At 34.9% G+C, this 17,306-nt stretch carries 15 protein-coding genes; 7 read left to right on the top strand and 8 right to left on the bottom strand.

Features of this window, described 5'->3' with window-relative positions:
• The 4 genes from HOG71_04270 to HOG71_04255 all read left to right on the top strand — a co-directional run.
• Positions 1-505 (top strand): DUF3822 family protein (locus HOG71_04270; protein MBT5990048.1); only part of this gene is annotated, 505 nt, incomplete at its 5' end.
• Positions 496-1,041 carry a methyltransferase domain-containing protein gene (locus HOG71_04265; protein MBT5990047.1) on the top strand — a complete coding sequence of 182 codons (546 nt, stop codon included), beginning with the start codon at positions 496-498 and terminating at the stop codon, positions 1,039-1,041. The genes HOG71_04270 and HOG71_04265, both read left to right, overlap by 10 nt.
• On the top strand, positions 1,042-1,686 hold the full coding sequence (locus HOG71_04260) for an MBL fold metallo-hydrolase (GenBank protein ID MBT5990046.1): 645 nt from the start codon (positions 1,042-1,044) through the stop codon (positions 1,684-1,686). It begins immediately after the preceding gene.
• 9 nt (positions 1,687-1,695) lie between these two features.
• Positions 1,696-2,205: a GNAT family N-acetyltransferase gene (locus HOG71_04255; GenBank protein MBT5990045.1), complete on the top strand. Its 510-nt coding sequence runs from the start codon at positions 1,696-1,698 to the stop codon at positions 2,203-2,205.
• A 107-nt stretch (positions 2,206-2,312) separates the two neighbouring features.
• On the opposite strand, the gene porV is transcribed toward HOG71_04255, so the two are convergent.
• Both porV and porU read right to left on the bottom strand, forming a co-directional pair.
• Positions 2,313-3,512, bottom strand: coding sequence for a type IX secretion system outer membrane channel protein PorV (porV, locus tag HOG71_04250; GenBank protein MBT5990044.1), 1,200 nt, complete (start codon positions 3,510-3,512; stop codon positions 2,313-2,315).
• Between the two features lie 60 nt (positions 3,513-3,572).
• Positions 3,573-7,409, bottom strand: coding sequence for a type IX secretion system sortase PorU (gene porU / locus HOG71_04245; GenBank protein ID MBT5990043.1), 3,837 nt, complete (start codon positions 7,407-7,409; stop codon positions 3,573-3,575).
• A gap of 77 nt (positions 7,410-7,486) precedes the next feature.
• Between porU and HOG71_04240 the strand changes: the two genes are divergently transcribed.
• The 3 genes from HOG71_04240 (at position 7,487) to HOG71_04230 (ending at position 10,937) form a co-directional block, all read left to right on the top strand.
• The gene (locus HOG71_04240; protein MBT5990042.1) at positions 7,487-8,473 is read left to right on the top strand and encodes a type IX secretion system membrane protein PorP/SprF; all 987 of its coding nucleotides are present in this window, start codon (positions 7,487-7,489) and stop codon (positions 8,471-8,473) included.
• Between the two features lie 62 nt (positions 8,474-8,535).
• A complete protein-coding gene (locus HOG71_04235) occupies positions 8,536-9,966 on the top strand; it encodes an SUMF1/EgtB/PvdO family nonheme iron enzyme (GenBank protein MBT5990041.1) in 1,431 nt (476 codons plus the stop codon).
• 29 nt (positions 9,967-9,995) lie between these two features.
• A complete protein-coding gene (locus HOG71_04230) occupies positions 9,996-10,937 on the top strand; it encodes a PorT family protein (GenBank protein ID MBT5990040.1) in 942 nt (313 codons plus the stop codon).
• Positions 10,938-11,000: 63 nt separating this feature from the next.
• Here HOG71_04230 and HOG71_04225 read toward each other — a convergent pair whose 3' ends face one another.
• From HOG71_04225 to HOG71_04200, 6 genes are all read right to left on the bottom strand, one after another.
• On the bottom strand, positions 11,001-11,219 hold the full coding sequence (locus tag HOG71_04225; GenBank protein MBT5990039.1) for a hypothetical protein: 219 nt from the start codon (positions 11,217-11,219) through the stop codon (positions 11,001-11,003).
• 66 nt (positions 11,220-11,285) lie between these two features.
• Positions 11,286-12,599 (bottom strand): ribosome biogenesis GTPase Der, encoded by a 1,314-nt coding sequence (gene der, locus HOG71_04220; protein ID MBT5990038.1) that lies wholly within the window; start codon positions 12,597-12,599, stop codon positions 11,286-11,288.
• Positions 12,600-12,731: 132 nt separating this feature from the next.
• Complete coding sequence (gene groL / locus HOG71_04215) at positions 12,732-14,363, bottom strand: chaperonin GroEL (protein MBT5990037.1); 1,632 nt, start codon at positions 14,361-14,363, stop codon at positions 12,732-12,734.
• 30 nt (positions 14,364-14,393) lie between these two features.
• The gene (locus tag HOG71_04210) at positions 14,394-14,669 is read right to left on the bottom strand and encodes a co-chaperone GroES (protein ID MBT5990036.1); all 276 of its coding nucleotides are present in this window, start codon (positions 14,667-14,669) and stop codon (positions 14,394-14,396) included.
• A gap of 480 nt (positions 14,670-15,149) precedes the next feature.
• Positions 15,150-15,818, bottom strand: coding sequence for an HAD family hydrolase (locus HOG71_04205; GenBank protein MBT5990035.1), 669 nt, complete (start codon positions 15,816-15,818; stop codon positions 15,150-15,152).
• A gap of 7 nt (positions 15,819-15,825) precedes the next feature.
• Positions 15,826-17,295 carry a hypothetical protein gene (locus HOG71_04200; GenBank protein ID MBT5990034.1) on the bottom strand — a complete coding sequence of 490 codons (1,470 nt, stop codon included), beginning with the start codon at positions 17,293-17,295 and terminating at the stop codon, positions 15,826-15,828.
• Positions 17,296-17,306: the final 11 nt, after the last annotated feature.

Here is a 17,306-nt window from a genome sequence, read left to right as displayed (position 1 = left end):
TGAAGATTGTAAGTGGGATCAAATAACAAAAGCAGATTCCTATCTCGTTTATAGCAGAGGAAAAGAATACCAAAAAATAGCAGCCTTATTCCAGCCCGATATCAGTATCCATGCTAGCACTGCCCTTTTGAATGCTTTATTGGCCAAAACATATTATGCTGACTCAAACGATATGTTTATTGATATCTCAGAAAAGTTTTTCAGTGTTTTTCTGATTAAGAATAAAAAGTTTTTATTGTTTAACTCTTATCCTTTCAAAAAGGAAGAAGATATCTTGTATCATTTACTGAATATCAGCGAACACTTTGAATTTAACACACAAAAAGATAACTACCACTTTAGTGGATTAATTGACCGAAATTCGGCTCTTTACGAATTGCTATTCAAATACATCCGTTATCCGTTTTTCTTGCGAAAGCCAGAAAATTACAAGTACGATTCTATTTTTGAAGAGCAGTCAATGCACCCTTATTTCAAATTATTTTCATTAGCATCATGCGTATAATATCTGGTAGTAAAAAAGGAATTGTTATCCATCCACCATCTGGATTACCAATTCGTCCAACAACTGATTTTTGCAAGGAAAGTTTATTCAATATTCTCGAAAATCAAGTCTATTTTGATAAAATTAGTGTATTGGATTTATTTGCAGGAAGTGGTGCAATTTCTTTTGAATTTGCTTCTCGTGGATCAAAAGACGTTGTTGCAGTAGATAAATTTTCAAAATGTGTTGGGTTTATTCGCTCTGAAAGCATCCGACATGGACTTAAACAAATCAAGACTTTTCGCGAAGACTGTCTGAAATATTTGAAAAGAAGCGCTAAAACTTTCGATATCATTTTTGCGGATCCTCCTTATAATTACACCCAATACCACGAAATGATTGATCTTGTTTTTGGCAAAAATCAATTAAATAAAAGTGGCATGCTGATTATTGAACATGCTGAACAAATAAACTTTAGTGATCATGCTTTTTTTAAAGAGAAAAGAAAGTACGGCCAAAGTATCCTTAGCTTTTTTCAGGACAAAACAGACAAATAAATGATTCATATTAAAAAATTTGCAGTAAATCCCTTTGGCGTAAATTCACTTGTGGCCTATGATGAAACCAAAGAATGTATTGTAATTGATCCTGGCTATTCTACCGATGAAGAAAAACAAATGCTTCAATCATTCATAGAAAATGAACAGTTGAAAGTCGTTAAACTCGTCAACACACATTGCCATATTGATCACATTTTAGGAAATCGTTTTATTTGTGACACGTATCAGGTTAAACTTCATGCTCATGCAGAAGATCAATATAATATTGACTCATCAAGTCAAACAGCTATGATGTATGGGCTTCCCGAACCTAATTCACCCGATATTGATGTGTTTTTGATGGAGGGAGATACAATTGACTTTGGCAGCTCAAAGCTTAAAATACTATTAACACCCGGGCACACAAAAGGCCATATTTGTTTATATGCTGATCAGGAAAAGTTTGCTATTTGTGGCGATGTATTATTTCAGGGAAGCATTGGCCGAACCGATTTACCCGGAGGAGATTATGACACATTAATTCAAAGTATTAAAACAAAACTCTTTGTATTGCCCGATGATACCAAAGTATATTCCGGACATGGAGAAGAAACGTCAATTGGCTTAGAAAAGAGGTTTAATCCGTTTTTACAAGATAATTAAAATGTCAATATGCAATTCTCAAATTTATCATTCAGACTTGCACAAACAGTAGATCTTAAAGATATCAATTGCATTTACAACCAATCTGTTCCTTCAAGATGCTCGGTTGCAGATTTGGACGAATGGGACATGAGTCGTAGAAAAATCTGGTTTGATCACCACCATCCAAAGGATTACCCAATTTATGTTTGTTTATTGAAAGATGAGATTATTGGCTGGTTTTCGTTTAGCGCTTATCGACCTCAAAAAAGGGCACTTGCTCAGGTAGCCGAAGTAAGTTATTTCATTAAGTCTGATTTTCATGGGCAAAAGCTGGGAACACACATGATGGAATTCATTCTGCAGATTGCTCCATCCCATAACAAGAAACACCTAATTGCCATATTGCTAGATAAAAATGCAGCAAGCATTAAGTTGCTTACAAAATTTAACTTTAAGGAATGGGGACGAATGCCTTCTATCCTCAATTTTGAAGGAGAAATATGCGACCATTTGTATTATGGTTTGAGTTTAGGTTAAACTTCTCATAAACACACCCTAAGAAAATCAAATAGCACTAATACCTTCAGTTTAACCAAAAAAAAACGCAAGCTTTCACTTACGTTTTGTGTCTTTTAATAAGAAATTTACTTCCCTGTTCCTAAATTAAACAGTAATGAAAAACGAACCGTATTCTGTAAAGGACTGGTTTCACTTGCTGTTTTCTTACCCGTTGGCAGAATATAAGAAACATCCAGGTTTAGAATATTATACTTTAAACCAATACCCAACGTTAAATATTGTCGATTACCTTTTGTTTCGTGCTCATAAAAATAACCAGCTCGTGCTGCCACCATTCTATCATACCAGTACTCAATACCAAAAGCAGGATTAATCTCTCTCATTTCTTCTTTAAATCCACCTGGTGCATCACTAAAGGATTGGAAGAGACCTTGCATAACTGGAACGTCAGGATTTTTCCCCCAAAGAATGAGGAATTCTCCATTAACAAAACTATCTGGATCATAAATTGGAGAAGTAGGTACCAATAATTTATTCAAATCGAAAGTGAAAGCAAATTCATTGTATTCATCAATGTGATAATTAAAATAAGCACCAACCCGTAAATTCATTGGAATAAAATCTCTGTCAGTTTCCACTGTATAAGTAATTCGGGAACCAAGATTTGAAATATTTCCGCCAAGAGCTATATCCAGTTGTTTTCCGTCTAACTTAACAGGTTCTGGTTTCCAATATGCGGATATATCACCTGCAAAAGCAACACCTGGTTTAGTTTCTGTTCCATTTGATAAAGGAGTATTTCCTGCCAAATTAGAATAAATTAAACGCAAGGCTAAACCCAAAGAAAATGTTTCAGAAAGTTTTCGTGCATAAGCTCCATCAACAGCCAATTCATAAGGTCGAAAATCGCCTAAAAACTCACCATAATCATTTGTAAAAGTAATATCACCCAAGGAAAAATACCTAAGTGAAGCACCAAAGGCTGATTTTTCATCAATGCGAGAATAACCTGATAAATAGGATAAATTAATGTCAGGCACCAACGCTTTTAACCAAGGAACATAGGATAAGGTAAGTCCCATATTTTCTTCTGCAAATGCCAGCTTAGCCGGATTCCAATGAATTGCATTGGCATCCATGGGTAGTGCAACTCCTGCATCTCCGAGTGCTCCTGAACGTGAATCCGGAGTAATCATTAAAAAAGGAACTGCTGTAGTTACAACATTTCTTCTGCCATCGAAAGTAAACTGGGCAGATAAAGTAGAAGGAAGCAAACTTAACAGTGCAACCAAGGAAAGGAAACTTAATCCTTTGATATTTTTCATATTTTCTCGTTCAGATTGATCTACAAAAATAGTAAAACGAATCAATTGTTAAATTATTATCTAATGTACATAAATAAGTCTACCCGATTTTTGGGCAGATTCTCCTTCAGGAGTAGTAATTATTAGCCTATATAAATAAATACCAGCCTCAATAGAATTTCCATAGTCATCATAAGGAGACCAGCTAATACTTGTTTCCCGATTTCCAAAAGTAAACAAATCATCTTCAATCATTTTGATCAAATTTCCCTGCAAACTATAAATCCCTAAACTATAATGTATATCTGTTTCAGCCTGATTATGTTCAAACGAAAATGTAGTTGATCTGGAAAACGGATTTGGGTAATTGAACAAATCTTCTATCAATAACTGATCTCCAAAGGTGACCACAAAATCAATACTGGCTGTTGCTGAATTATTTTGAATATCCCATACTTTAAGCACCAGACTATGCAAGCCTTCTGTGAGATTAAAAAATTGATAATTTATTTCACCTGCCTGATAACTGTTTAGATAGGATTGGTAGTAATCATTCAATACGGTTGGATTATCATCATCCAGGAAAGCAATTATTTCGTGTCCTATCCCATTTCCTACTGTATTAATTCCACTTTCATCATAAACACGTGCTAATAATATCGGATTTTCATTGGTCAAGCCGCCTGATACAAAATTGGTGTCACCAATATATAATTCTATCATTGGCCCTAATGTATCGTAATTAATAGTATCAGCCGTACCTCCAACAACAATATTGTCGTAATAACCACTTGCTTCTATTGTGTCGTTGCAAGCATAAAAACTTATTTTTCCCTGACCATTGAAATAGGAAATATCTTTAGGTACAACAAATTGGAATGAAAAATCGCCATTAACAACAGAAGCTTTTCCTTTATAAATGATGTTTTTTCTTAAATTAAAATCACGTGCTTTGCCTGTATTGTCATTATCTAATGTTCTAAGCTTGCTCTGTTTATCGAAAATAGTTGGATATACTGTTCCATTAAAACCAGACATCTTACCACCCAGATAATCCCTGACTTCACCTTTTATTTCAACCAATTGAAAAGCTTTTAAAGTATCAGGAACGGAAGTAGCCACAACCTGATTGTCAGGTAAAGCCAACTTCATAGAGGGATCACCAAGCAAAATAAACTTTCGTGTATTTTCGTGAAAAGTTGCCCGATTCTTTGTCATTACAATTATTTGACCCAGAGTTTTATGTTTATTATCCTTCAAATCAAAAATATTACTATCATAAAGTTTATTGGTCAAGTCATTATTTGCATGTACCCATACTACACGTGAAGTTGTCAGTAAGGCTACACCTCCTCCATTTGGATTTAGTAAAACCAACTCTCCGGCTGAAACACGCTCTGGATCATCATAACGACTGAATTCACATGTTGCTGTTACAAACACAGGCAACTTATCGAAATTATCCCAAGACTTAATGTCAGCCACTTCAAGAACTCTTTCATGTGCCCAACCTACTTCTCCACCATGTCCAATATAATTAATGATTAGCGCTCCACTATTCATTCTATTGTTTATGGCTTTTGTTGCTTCTGGATATTTATGACCATTGGCAGACGCTACTTGCTCGTATGCATCCATGTATATTTTTTGTGGATTTAATAGTTTGCTTTTGTATGAGATGAGGCCAGTTAATACTTCTGATTGTTCGAAATGAGCATTTAATCCGCTATCGTCCACATCATCAGACACAAATGCAACAATGTTACGCCAATCGCCAAAGGATGGTTTTTCTGTATAATTAATAATTTTGTCAACCACATCCATAGCTTGACTGGCAGAATTCACAGGCAATCGACCAATTCCAATATCTAATTTATGATATCGGGTTGCTGAATCATCATCCCAATCTCCTTCGTTTTCGTCCAAAAATCCGTAATAATCATCCGAAGCATAGGAATATATTGGTGAGTATATTTCAAAGGATTGGTAAGTCGGAATGTCATTTGTGTTTCCTGTTAGTACATCCTTAAAATCGTATGAGGCATCACCTATCAGCAATAAATATTTTAATTCCTTTCCAGGGGCATTTTCCTGATCATATACATGTTTCACAAAATCACGGATCGCAGTTATATCCTGAGCTCCTGAGCAAAACTCATTATATACAGCTCCAATTTTTACAACTTCAACTGTATAGCCATCTTTATTTCTCCGATATTCTGCTAATTTATTAGCTGCATCAATATATTTGGGGTGGGTAATAATTATTAATTCAACATCATGAATCGCATGCAGGTTTTGATTATCTATTTTCTCAACAAAAATAGGCACTTTGGCATTTGCATGTTCAAAAGCTACATATTCAGTTAAGGCTGTATCAATTGATCGGAAATAAAAATAACCGGATTGTTTTTGTGCTAGAATCTCTTTTGGATTTTGAATGTCGGCTACATTCCAAATAGTCATATTGCTTAGTGTAGATGAAATACGATATTCTGTAACGTTAAAATTAATTGATTCAATATCCCTGAATTTCATCTGACCTGAATTCAATACTAAATTGGATGTGGCATTTAAAACAATATAATTCATCCACCCCATGGAATTACTGTTGGGCTTCAAATACGTATAGGAAAAATTGAGGTCACCACTTTTCGGGATGAAATCATTGGTTTGTGTATTTACATTACAATATTGAGCTAAATAATCAGATGTAATTGTTTTATTAAAAGATTGTGTATAGTTATTCCCATCAACCACTAATTCAAAACTATTAAAGGATGATGATCTTCCTGCTAAACTGGAAACAAACTTAACCGGATAGGACTTATTTATTGTAGGGATATTAAAAGGAAAAGATTTCTGTGTTGTTAAACTGAATTCATCTGCAAACCAATCGCGACCAGATTTAACATAATCGGTTACTTCTGTTCGCATGTTTTTTTCATAAAAAGCACGATACTGGTAAGTAGTACTGGTATAATTAGCAGCTTGAGTAAGGCTGGCTTGATTTTGCACACGATTTCCTGCTTCGTTTCCAACGGTGATAAAATAATAGGCAAAATCGCTATAGTAATTGTATTGGTGCAGAAACATTTCCTTTACATCATTGTACACCCATGGATGAGGCCCTTGTGCATAAAACAAAATGTAATCTGATTTATCAAAAGAATTATCGGCCTGACCAGCAACATAAATTGCATTTTCCTGCAAATCATCAGGACGCTCAACAAAATTTGGTTGAGGAAGCATGCCTCCTCCATTGCCAAAAATTCGAATGTTCTTGGGATTAATTGAATTTACATCAATGCCCATATCTTTCAGCATATCATAACCAATGCGATAAACACCTGATTCTGTAACTTTTACTTTATACCAACTACCACTTGATAAAACTGAATTTGTTGTTGCTCTTTTACTAACCACAGTTTTATCAATAGCAGGACTACTGGAAACATTCAATGTAAAACTAATTAAACGTTCAAGCTGATTTGTTTCTTCCGCCAATCGGAAAGGAAATATCAAAATATCAGCAAATACTTCTTTAGCGGCATAAGATTTAGAAGAATTTATCTGAAAATCCTGTTTAATATCGAAATTAATATAAGGGCTTTTATTTATCTGTTCTGTAACAATATTTGTAATCTCAACCTGTATAATTCCATCCAAATTAAGCGGAATTGACTCAAAAATATAGGGCATATTACTCTCTGCATCAGGATAATAGGCACTCTCAAAGCTTTGAACAAGCTGCTGCATACCAGTCCTCTCATTATATTTGGAAATTTCTTGCCAATTAATCCTTTTATTAATTGCTATTTCTTGTGAAAATCCTTGTATATTAGCTGTTGATAAAAAAAGTATTATAATAATAGATATAATTGTCCGTTTTTTATAAATATCAATCGGTTGGTTCATCATTTATTATTTTTATTCATTAAACGAAATTAATTCGTTAAAATTGTGGCTCAAAATAAGTCCTAAGTGAAAGTTATATGAGAAAGCTTTTATTTGCAATTTTACTACTAATTCAAGGATTATACCATTCCTATGGACAAGACCCTCATTTTACCCAATTCTACGCAAATCCCTTATTTTTAAATCCTGCCATGGCTGGATCTGCCATGCAACACCGTGTCATTTCCAATTATCGCAATCAATGGCCCAATATTTCAGGAGCTTATGTTACATATGCAGCATCTTATGACGGATTTTACGAAGAAATTGCAGGAGGTTTAGGTTTTCAGGTTATGTATGACAAAGCAGGTGAAGGAGATTTATCGACTACTTCAGGAAGTTTTATGTACTCATATCACCTTGCTGTTTCAAGAAAGTTTGCCATCAAAGCCGGGCTTCAAGCACAGTTTATGCAAAAAAGCATTGACTTCTCCCGCCTTTCCTGGTTTGATATGATAGAACCACGTGCAGGTTTTGTAAATGGTACTGCAGAACCTTATCCTGATAATGGGTTTTATAAATCTAAATTGGTCACTGATTTTTCAGCTGGTTTAGTTGGCTTTACTGAAAAATTTTATGTAGGTGTTGCAATGCATCACATCAATCAACCAAATTTATCTTTTTACGAAAGTAATCAAAGCATCATCCCAAGGAAATTTACAGCACATTTGGGCATGCAACTACCTTTGGATAATGAACGTAAACCAAAACATTATTTTTCACCCAATGTTTTGTTTATGCAACAACACAATTTCGCTCAGTTTAATATAGGCGCTTATTATATAAAGGATTTCTTGATTGCCGGTGTTTGGTATAGACACACATCTGTTGGAACAGAAGGTTTTATGGCATTGATCGGTTTAAAAAAGGATCCATTTAAAATTGGATATAGCTACGATTTAACCAATACAGATGTTCGGATTGGTTCAATCAGCAGTCATGAAATTTCAATTTCTATTGAATTCAAGACCTACAAAAGTCCTCCACAGAAGAAATGGATTAAATTAATTTGCCCCGGATTCTGATAGTATTATAATTTTTTGATATAATTTTGCGTTACGTAACTATAAAAAGTAAAATCTGCATCATGAAAAAGATATTTCAATTACTATTTTTAGCAAGCCTTACAATACTTATTTTAGGCTCCTGCTCTAAAGAAAGATCCAGTACCACCGGCTGGAAATATAATGATGTGAAATGGGGTGGATTCGAAAAGCATGAATATAAAGGTCAGGAAACCGGACCTAATTTAGTATTTATACAAGGTGGTACCTTTACCATGGGACAAGTCGAAGGCGATGTAACCTATGATAACAATGCATATACACGTAGAGTAACTGTATCGTCATTCTTTATGGATGAAACCGAAGTAATGAATATTGATTACCGCGAATATTGCTATTGGTTGCTTCGTGTATTTGTCGATTATCCTGAAGTATACGAGCAAGCTTTACCTGATACCAATACATGGAGAAACAAATTAGCTTTCAATGAGCCAATGGTCATGTATTATTTCAGACATCCAAATTATAATGACTATCCTGTTGTTGGCGTTAATTGGATTCAGGCATCTGGTTTTGCTGCTTGGAGAACTGATCGTGTGAATGAAATGATTATGATTAGAGAAGGTTTCCTTAAGCCTAATCCAGATCAGATCAATGAAGACAATTTTAATTCAGAAGCTTATTTGGCTGGCCAATACGAAGGCTTGGTTAAAAAGAAAGTAAAGAGCTATAGTACAACTGCAAAAGAAAGAAGAGTTAAAATGGAAGATGGTATTTTATTACCAGCTTATCGTTTACCAACTGAGGCTGAATGGGAATATGCAGCATTGGCACAAATTGGTGATGCTTTATTTGAAAATGTTAATACCCGTAGACAATATGCATGGGCCGGACATTCATTAAGAAAAACGGATACAAAATATAGAGGAAAAATTCTCATTAACATGCGTAGAGGAAAGGGTGACTTGATGGGTACTGCAAGTGAACTTAATGATGCAGAATCAAGAACAGCAGCAGTTCGCTCCTATTGGCCTAACGATTATGGCTTATATAACATGGCTGGTAACGTTAGCGAATGGGTTCAGGATATTTACAGACCTCTTTCACTTGAAGATATTGTTGACTTAGATCCTATGAGAGGAAATGTTTTTCAAGTACCTGCTAAAGATGAAGACGGATACCTTCTTGAAAAAGATAGTTTAGGACGTATTATTTACAGAGATGTAACCCTTGAAGAAAATATTGATAGAAGAAATTACCGCGATGCCGATAACATTGGTTATTTGGATGAAGCGAATTACGAAGCAGGTGCTCAAATGTATGATTATGGTATTTCTTCATTGGTAAACAATAAAGCCCGCGTATACAAAGGTGGATCATGGTGGGATCGTGCCTACTGGCAAAACCCTGGTACCAGAAGATATTTGGATGAAGAGCAGAATTTACCGGTTCTCGGTTTCCGCTGCGCAATGGTTTCAGTTGGTGAAGCTAAAAAACATTCACGCAATTTCTAATTAAGATCAAATACACAAAAAACAGATTTATGAAATTTGGTAAAATTCTTTTATTCGTTTCTTTGTTTGTTCTCGGAATTGCCTTGAGCTCACAAGCACAATTATTTTATGGGTTTAAAGGTGGTTATACCGGATACAAACTATCTGGAGATACCTATGGTGGAATCAATTCCCTCAAGAGTCCTTCAGGAGGAGCAATCTTAGGATATAAAATGAAAATTGATTTTAGCATACAAGGAGAATTTCTGTATGTAAACAAAGGTGTTCATCAACTATTTACACATCAAAAAACAGTTCATTCATTTGAAAGTGATACCACACCTGTTACAATATTGGATACCAAGAAATACGATAACTCCCTTACCTTATCTTATATTGAAGTTCCCATTTTGTTTAAGAAATCATTTTCCTTTAAAGGAGGCGTTTTCCCATATGACAGAAAAACGGGCAAACTCGATTTAGATATTTTTCTAGGCCCCTATATGGGATACCGCTTTGGATCATCTAACAAGCTAACCACTGTATGGAAACAAGATGTAACTATCTATAATAACACAACAGCTGGTGTTGAAGCGAATTATGATACCACTTCATTTTTCATTGGTCAGGATGTTACAATAACTCGAGTCGATACATCTTTTCCAGAAGCTTTATTTCTTAATTACATTCCAAAAGATAAGCCATCTATTTCTGGCCTGAGTTCTTTTGATGCTGGAATAACAGCAGGTATTGGTTTTAGTTTAGAAATTTCAGAGAATTCAAAGTTTACAATTGATGCTAGATACTCTGTAGGAATATTATCAATCGACAAAACCTATTTCAATGATGTTGAATATGAGTTTTCACCATCAACTACTGGAGACTTAACTATTGCAGGAAACAAATTTGCTATGGTTGAAAGAAGAACAAAAGTAGATTTGAAAAATACAGGAATGGGTGTATATGTTGGTTATATATATTTTCTAAGATAAGAGCACAAATTCAAATAAAGAAAAAGCCCTCAGAATATTATTTCAGAGGGCTTTTTTTATGTCTTATTCAGAACTTACATCTTCACTGGGCACTTCATTTACTTCATCTTCAACGACCACTTCTTCCGCCACTTCTTCTTCGATTTCTCCTCTCATGGCTTCTTCAACTGCTTGTTCAATATCTTCTGCTTCCTGTGCATTTGTACTTTCAGTTTGTTCAGAATTACATGCAGCAAAGAAAATCATGCTCATGATAATAAGCATTGCAAAAAGTTTTTTCATAAAAATAATTTTAATTTATTATTAAATAAGTGATTACAAAGTACGTTAAAATGGAAGAACAAATTATTATTTTTTTCGAAATGATATTCTGATAGGAACACCATTAAAACTAAACTTTTCCCTTAACTTATTCTCTAAATAACGTCTGTATGCATCTTTAACATATTGAGGATGATTACAGAAAAAAGCAAAAAATGGAAATGATGCAGCGATTTGAGTTACATATTTAATTCGAACAAATTTTCCTTTAACAGCTGGAGGATGAAACTCATTTATAGCTTCCAACATTACCTTGTTTAATTCAGAGGTAGATATTTTCCTTTTTCTATTTTCAAAAACTTCCAATGCTGTATCGAGAGCTTTCATGACTCTCATTTTAGTCAAGGCTGATATGGTAATAATAGGTACATCGTTGAAAGGTGCCATCTTCTTTTTAATAGCAGTTTCATAATCTTTTGCTGTGTTGGTCTCTTTGTCAACCAAATCCCATTTATTCAACAAAATAACTAAACCCTTTCTTCTTCTCTCAACCAGGCTCATAATACTTTGATCCTGACTTTGAATTCCATCTTGTGCATCAATGAGCATAAAACAAACATCCGATTCGTCAATTGCTTTGACTGCACGAATCACGGAGTAAAACTCAATATCTTCATGCACGGAACTCTTCTTTCTTAATCCAGCCGTATCGATAAGGGTAAAACGTTTACCAAATTTATTATAATCAGCATGAATAGAATCGCGAGTGGTTCCAGGAATAGTTGAAACAATATTTCGATCTGCTCCTAACAAGGCATTCACAAAAGTAGATTTCCCTACATTAGGTTTGCCAATAACAGCAATTTTCATCAAATCCTCATTGTTAGCTTCACTTACTTCATCTTCATCTCCAAATAGTTCAACAACTTTATCAAGTAGCTCCCCAGTTCCTGATCCATTAATGGATGAAACAGGAATTACCTCTTTAAAACCTAGTGAGAAAAACTCGTATGTATCGTTTATTCGCGCATGATTATCCGTTTTATTGGCTACAATAACAATGGGTTTCTTAACTTTTCGCAAGTAGGCAGCAAAAGTTTGATCTTGACTTGTAATCCCCACACTGGTATCAACCATAAACAAAATTACATCGGCTTCTTCAACAGCAAATTCGACTTGTTTCCTGATTTCAATTTCAAAAATATCATCTGAATTTTCTACATAACCACCTGTATCAACTACAAGAAATTCTCTGCCTGACCAATCAGAGTATTCGTATTGACGATCTCTGGTTACTCCACTAATATCATCAACAATAGCTTTTCTGCTTTCAACCAAGCGATTAAACAAGGTTGATTTCCCTACATTAGGTCGTCCAACAATAGCAAGCAGTTTACTCATATCATATTATTAATAGCTGCAAAATTACTCATTTAAATCTTGTCGCTGATTTCAATTCTATTGATCGTATAAAAAAAGAGACTGCCTCTTTAATCTTAGCGACAGTCTCTTTTGTATTTAGCAGGAATTTACCTAGTACATTCCTCCACCCATTCCTGGATCCATTGGAGGCATTGGAGGTGAATCCTCTGGAATATCAGAAATAACACATTCTGTGGTTAAAACCATACCAGCAACTGATGCGGCATTTTCCAAAGCAATTCTGGTTACTTTAGTTGGATCAATAACACCTGTCTCATATAAATTTTCATATGATTCAGTTCTGGCATTGTATCCAAAATCACCTTTACCTTCTTTCACTTTCTCAAGTACAATAGAACCATCGTTACCAGCATTGGTTACAATAATTCTGAGCGGACTTTCGATTGCTTTGCGGATAATCTGAATACCTGTTTTTTCATCGAGGTTGTCAAATTTCACTTTATCCAATACAGGAAGAGCACGAATATATCCAACTCCACCACCTGGGATGATACCTTCTTCAACCGCTGCGCGTGTTGCATTCAATGCATCGTCAACGCGGTCTTTTTTCTCTTTCATTTCGATTTCGGAAGAAGCACCAACATAAAGTACAGCAACACCACCAGCTAATTTAGCTAAACGCTCTTGCAGTTTCTCTTTATCATAATCAGAAGTTGTTGTTTCAATCTGAGCTTTAATCTGACTGATTCTAGCTTCGATATCTTCTTTCTTTCCTTTACCGTTTACAATTGTAGTATTGTCTTTGTCGATGGTTACTTTTTCGCAAGTACCTAGATAGGTCAAATCAGCATTATCCAGGTTATAACCTCTTTCTTCAGAAATAACAGTACCACCCACAAGAATGGCAATATCTTCAAGCATTGCTTTTCTTCTATCACCAAAACCAGGTGCTTTAACAGCAGCAACTTTAAATGTACCTCTGATTTTATTTACTACTAATGTTGCTAATGCTTCACCTTCGATATCTTCAGCAATAATCAGAAGTGGCTTACCCGTTTGAACAACTTTCTCAAGAACAGGAAGTAATTCCTTCATGTTTGAGATTTTCTTGTCATAAAGTAAAATATATGGATCTTCCAATTCAGTTTCCATTTTTTCTGAATTGGTAATAAAATAAGGTGATAAATAACCTCTATCGAACTGCATACCTTCTACAACATCAACATACGTTTCTGTTCCTTTGGCTTCTTCAACAGTAATAACACCTTCGTTTTGCACTTTTGCCATGGCCTGAGCAATCAGTCCACCAATTTCATCATCATTATTTGCAGAAATTGTTGCTATTTGCTTAATTTTTTCGTTGTTGTCTCCAACAGGATTTGACATTGCTCCTAATTCTTTAACAACAGCTTTAACTGCTTTGTCAATTCCTCTCTTAAGATCCATTGGATTAGCACCTGCAGTAACATTTTTTAATCCCTCGGTTATAATGGCCTGAGCAAGAATTGTTGCTGTGGTAGTACCATCACCAGCAGCATCAGATGTTCTGGATGCAACTTCCTTAATCATTTGAGCACCCATGTTTTCAATACTGTCTGCCAATTCGATTTCTTTAGCCACTGTAACACCATCTTTTGTTACTTGAGGTGAACCAAATTTTTTATCGATAACTACATTTCTACCTCTAGGGCCTAATGTTACTTTAACTGCATTTGCCAATGCATCAACACCTTTCTTTAAATGATCTCGTGCGGCTGAATCAAATTCAATATTCTTTGCCATATCTCTATTCTTTTTTTTATTTATTAATTATTAGATAACTGCAAGTATATCTGATTCTTTCATAATAAGATAATCAGTACCATCAATTTTAATTTCTGTACCTGCATACTTTCCATAAAGTACTACATCACCATTTTTAACTGTAGTTGGTTCATCTTTCGTACCAGGACCTACTGCGACAACTGTACCTTTTTGTGGTTTTTCTTTGGCTGTATCAGGAATAATAATTCCAGAAGTGGTTGTTTCTTCAGCCTTTGCGGCCTCAATTATAACCCTGTCAGCTAATGGTTTAATATTTAATGCCATTTGACTTTTAATTTTAGATTTAACAATAAATTTTACTATCATCTGGCAATTATCACATTATATGCCAAAAGCTTATTTGGTCAATTTTGCATAATGAAATGCATTCCCTCGTCATTTTGTCAGACCTTCTCTGAAGCTAAAAACGAATATGCTTCTTAAAACCTGAGTTCGGGATAAGCTTTGCTCACAGTTTCAGATGATTAGTTCATAGACAACTCCAATTTTCGAAGTACTATCTGGATAATTCCTGCCCGACTTTGTCATTCAGGCGAGGCAAGGAAATTTGAGAAAGTATATGGGCTAATCATCGAAACCCATGAATGGGAAAGCTAATTGTACATCATCTTTGAACTTAAAATCACTTGAAATAGCATGCTATAACTTCAGGATTTTAAGCCAAATCTAACCTGCCCGAATAAATCCGTTCAGGCGGGTGCCCCATTAGTTTTCTGTGCGTTAAATCTTATCCCGAACTCAGGTTTAAAGTAAAATGTCAAGAATTTGATTAGGATGATCGATCATGTAATCAGGACTCAAAGCGCTTAACGATTGCTTTGTTCGATAGCCCCAGCTAACTGCAATCACTTTCATAGAAATACTTTGAGCTGCTAATACGTCAGCATCCCCATCTCCTACGAAAATCACTTCATCTGCTTGAAGACCCAACTCGTCCAGAACGAAGCGAATGGAAGCAGGATGTGGCTTGAGTGGCCTTTCGGGTATAGCTCCAGCTACAACACTGAAATGCCAGTTTGATAACAACTGGCTTACTAAGGTTTGTGTACTTGTTTGAACTTTGTTAGATAATACAGCAAACACATACTTTCGTTTACTTAGTTGGTTTAACATCTCATCTACACCATCATAAAGAGCTGTTTTATCAAGCCATCTTGTGGTATATTCTTCTCTCATTTCTGAAACAAGCAAATCCAAATAAGGCTTTTCTCTAAATTCTTCAGGAACTGAATGCTTGACTAAATCAAACAATCCATGACCAACTAGTGCACTGCACTTTTTTGTTGTAATTATAGGATGATCGTGCGTTTTTAGTATATGGTTTAAGGAATCTTTAATATCCTCTATACTATTAATTAAGGTGCCATCTAAATCAAAAATGACACCTTTAATTTTTCGTTTGAATGTATTCAATATTTTACTAGAATCTGAATCCTACAGTCATTATCAGATTGGTTCCTTTTATATCTTTTGTTGCAGGATCTACTTCAACAGAACTTAATATATAAGGTATCTCATATTCATTGGTAACAAATCTTTGCCATGCCAAATCAACATAATAGGCTTTTTCTCTTAATCCCAATCCAAGTGAATAAATCGTATAAGATCTATCTCCATTCTCTGGCTCATACTGGGGATCATACGGTGATTGATTGATAGCATAACCTCCTCGAAGAGCAAATATGCCAATTTTGTATTCTCCACCAATACGAATATTATTGGCTGCCTTGTAAAACTCATTTACGTTTTTATTTTCATAGGTAAATGGATAATCATTGGAGGATAAAATGGCCGTACTATAATCAATATACTCATAATCAATTGATATAAATCCACTTTTTCCTGCAATAATAGCTAAACTAGCAGTTGCCTTGAAAGGAGTAGTTGCATTGTATTTAAATTTACCTTCAATAGATTCAGGATCTGTTATCGTGGTATCTAATTCCGAGGTAATTTGTTCGTAATACTGTTCTGTTACCCGATAAAAAGTTGGAGACATAATGCTTCCACCAATTCGGATATATTTATGTGGTTTGACAATAATTCCTAATCCTGCATTAAAGCCAACTGCACTTACATCCAATTCGCTTTCATATTCAGATGACAAATAATTACTTCCTGCAAGGAGGTTGTTCTCATTAAATGAAAATGAATTAATATAATCGACAAATGGGATTCCTACTTTTGCACCCAAATATATAATGTTGGAATAATTAGCTGCATAAGCAAAGTTCATATCGTATGCAGAACCGTGAGAGGCCGAGCTCTTATTCTGAGCAATTTCATAATTTGAAACAGAGTCTCCTAAAGCACTAAAATATGATTTAGCCATATTGGGATTATTAATGAGCCATGTTTGATAGGCTAACCAAGTAACATTTGGAAGTTGGGATGGAGTTCTTCCTTCAGCACTTTCTACATAATAATCCAGTATTGATGATTTTGTATTTTTTCCAGCATAATAACTTCTACCCAGAAAACTATTTGTCCGATTAATGCCAAATGCAAACGTATTAGAGACCCAGCCGTCAGTAACAACTTTGCCATTAACTCTATTGATAGTCGGAAAAACGAAACCCATGCTGGGAATGCTCAACTGGTTTCTTACTGTTTTGTCTTCATTGCCTAAATAGGATGAACTTGTGTTTATTCCATTAAAAGCTGCAGAAATCAAATATTCTCCACGTCTAAAAAAAGCTAAACCTGCAGGATTGATTACAGATGAAAAATAATTTGCTCCAACTGCTCCCATGGCATTACCAACAGCTGCACTTCTGGCATCTGATTGATATAGATTTTGTGAAAGTTGAAGAACTTGCAGGTCGTATTGACCAAAGACTCCTATTGTTCCCAACATGATTAAAACTGGGACTATCAGTAACTTTTTCATATTTTGATTTA

It is taken from the genome of Bacteroidota bacterium (assembly GCA_018698135.1).
In the GTDB taxonomy this organism is placed as follows: Bacteria; Bacteroidota; Bacteroidia; order CAILMK01; family JAAYUY01; genus JABINZ01.
Note: the sequence above shows the minus strand (reverse complement) of the source record. Positions and strands in the feature narration are given on the sequence as shown.

Coding starts and splice junctions, on each gene's coding strand:
- HOG71_04225 (MBT5990039.1), bottom strand. CDS start 11,219: ATGAAAAAACTTTTTGCAATGCTTATTATCATGAGCATGATTTTCTTT.
- HOG71_04265 (MBT5990047.1), top strand. CDS start 496: ATGCGTATAATATCTGGTAGTAAAAAAGGAATTGTTATCCATCCACCA.
- der (MBT5990038.1), bottom strand. CDS start 12,599: ATGAGTAAACTGCTTGCTATTGTTGGACGACCTAATGTAGGGAAATCA.
- HOG71_04200 (MBT5990034.1), bottom strand. CDS start 17,295: ATGAAAAAGTTACTGATAGTCCCAGTTTTAATCATGTTGGGAACAATA.
- HOG71_04260 (MBT5990046.1), top strand. CDS start 1,042: ATGATTCATATTAAAAAATTTGCAGTAAATCCCTTTGGCGTAAATTCA.
- HOG71_04235 (MBT5990041.1), top strand. CDS start 8,536: ATGAAAAAGATATTTCAATTACTATTTTTAGCAAGCCTTACAATACTT.
- HOG71_04255 (MBT5990045.1), top strand. CDS start 1,696: ATGCAATTCTCAAATTTATCATTCAGACTTGCACAAACAGTAGATCTT.
- porU (MBT5990043.1), bottom strand. CDS start 7,409: ATGAACCAACCGATTGATATTTATAAAAAACGGACAATTATATCTATT.
- HOG71_04230 (MBT5990040.1), top strand. CDS start 9,996: ATGAAATTTGGTAAAATTCTTTTATTCGTTTCTTTGTTTGTTCTCGGA.
- porV (MBT5990044.1), bottom strand. CDS start 3,512: ATGAAAAATATCAAAGGATTAAGTTTCCTTTCCTTGGTTGCACTGTTA.
- HOG71_04210 (MBT5990036.1), bottom strand. CDS start 14,669: ATGGCATTAAATATTAAACCATTAGCTGACAGGGTTATAATTGAGGCC.
- groL (MBT5990037.1), bottom strand. CDS start 14,363: ATGGCAAAGAATATTGAATTTGATTCAGCCGCACGAGATCATTTAAAG.
- HOG71_04240 (MBT5990042.1), top strand. CDS start 7,487: ATGAGAAAGCTTTTATTTGCAATTTTACTACTAATTCAAGGATTATAC.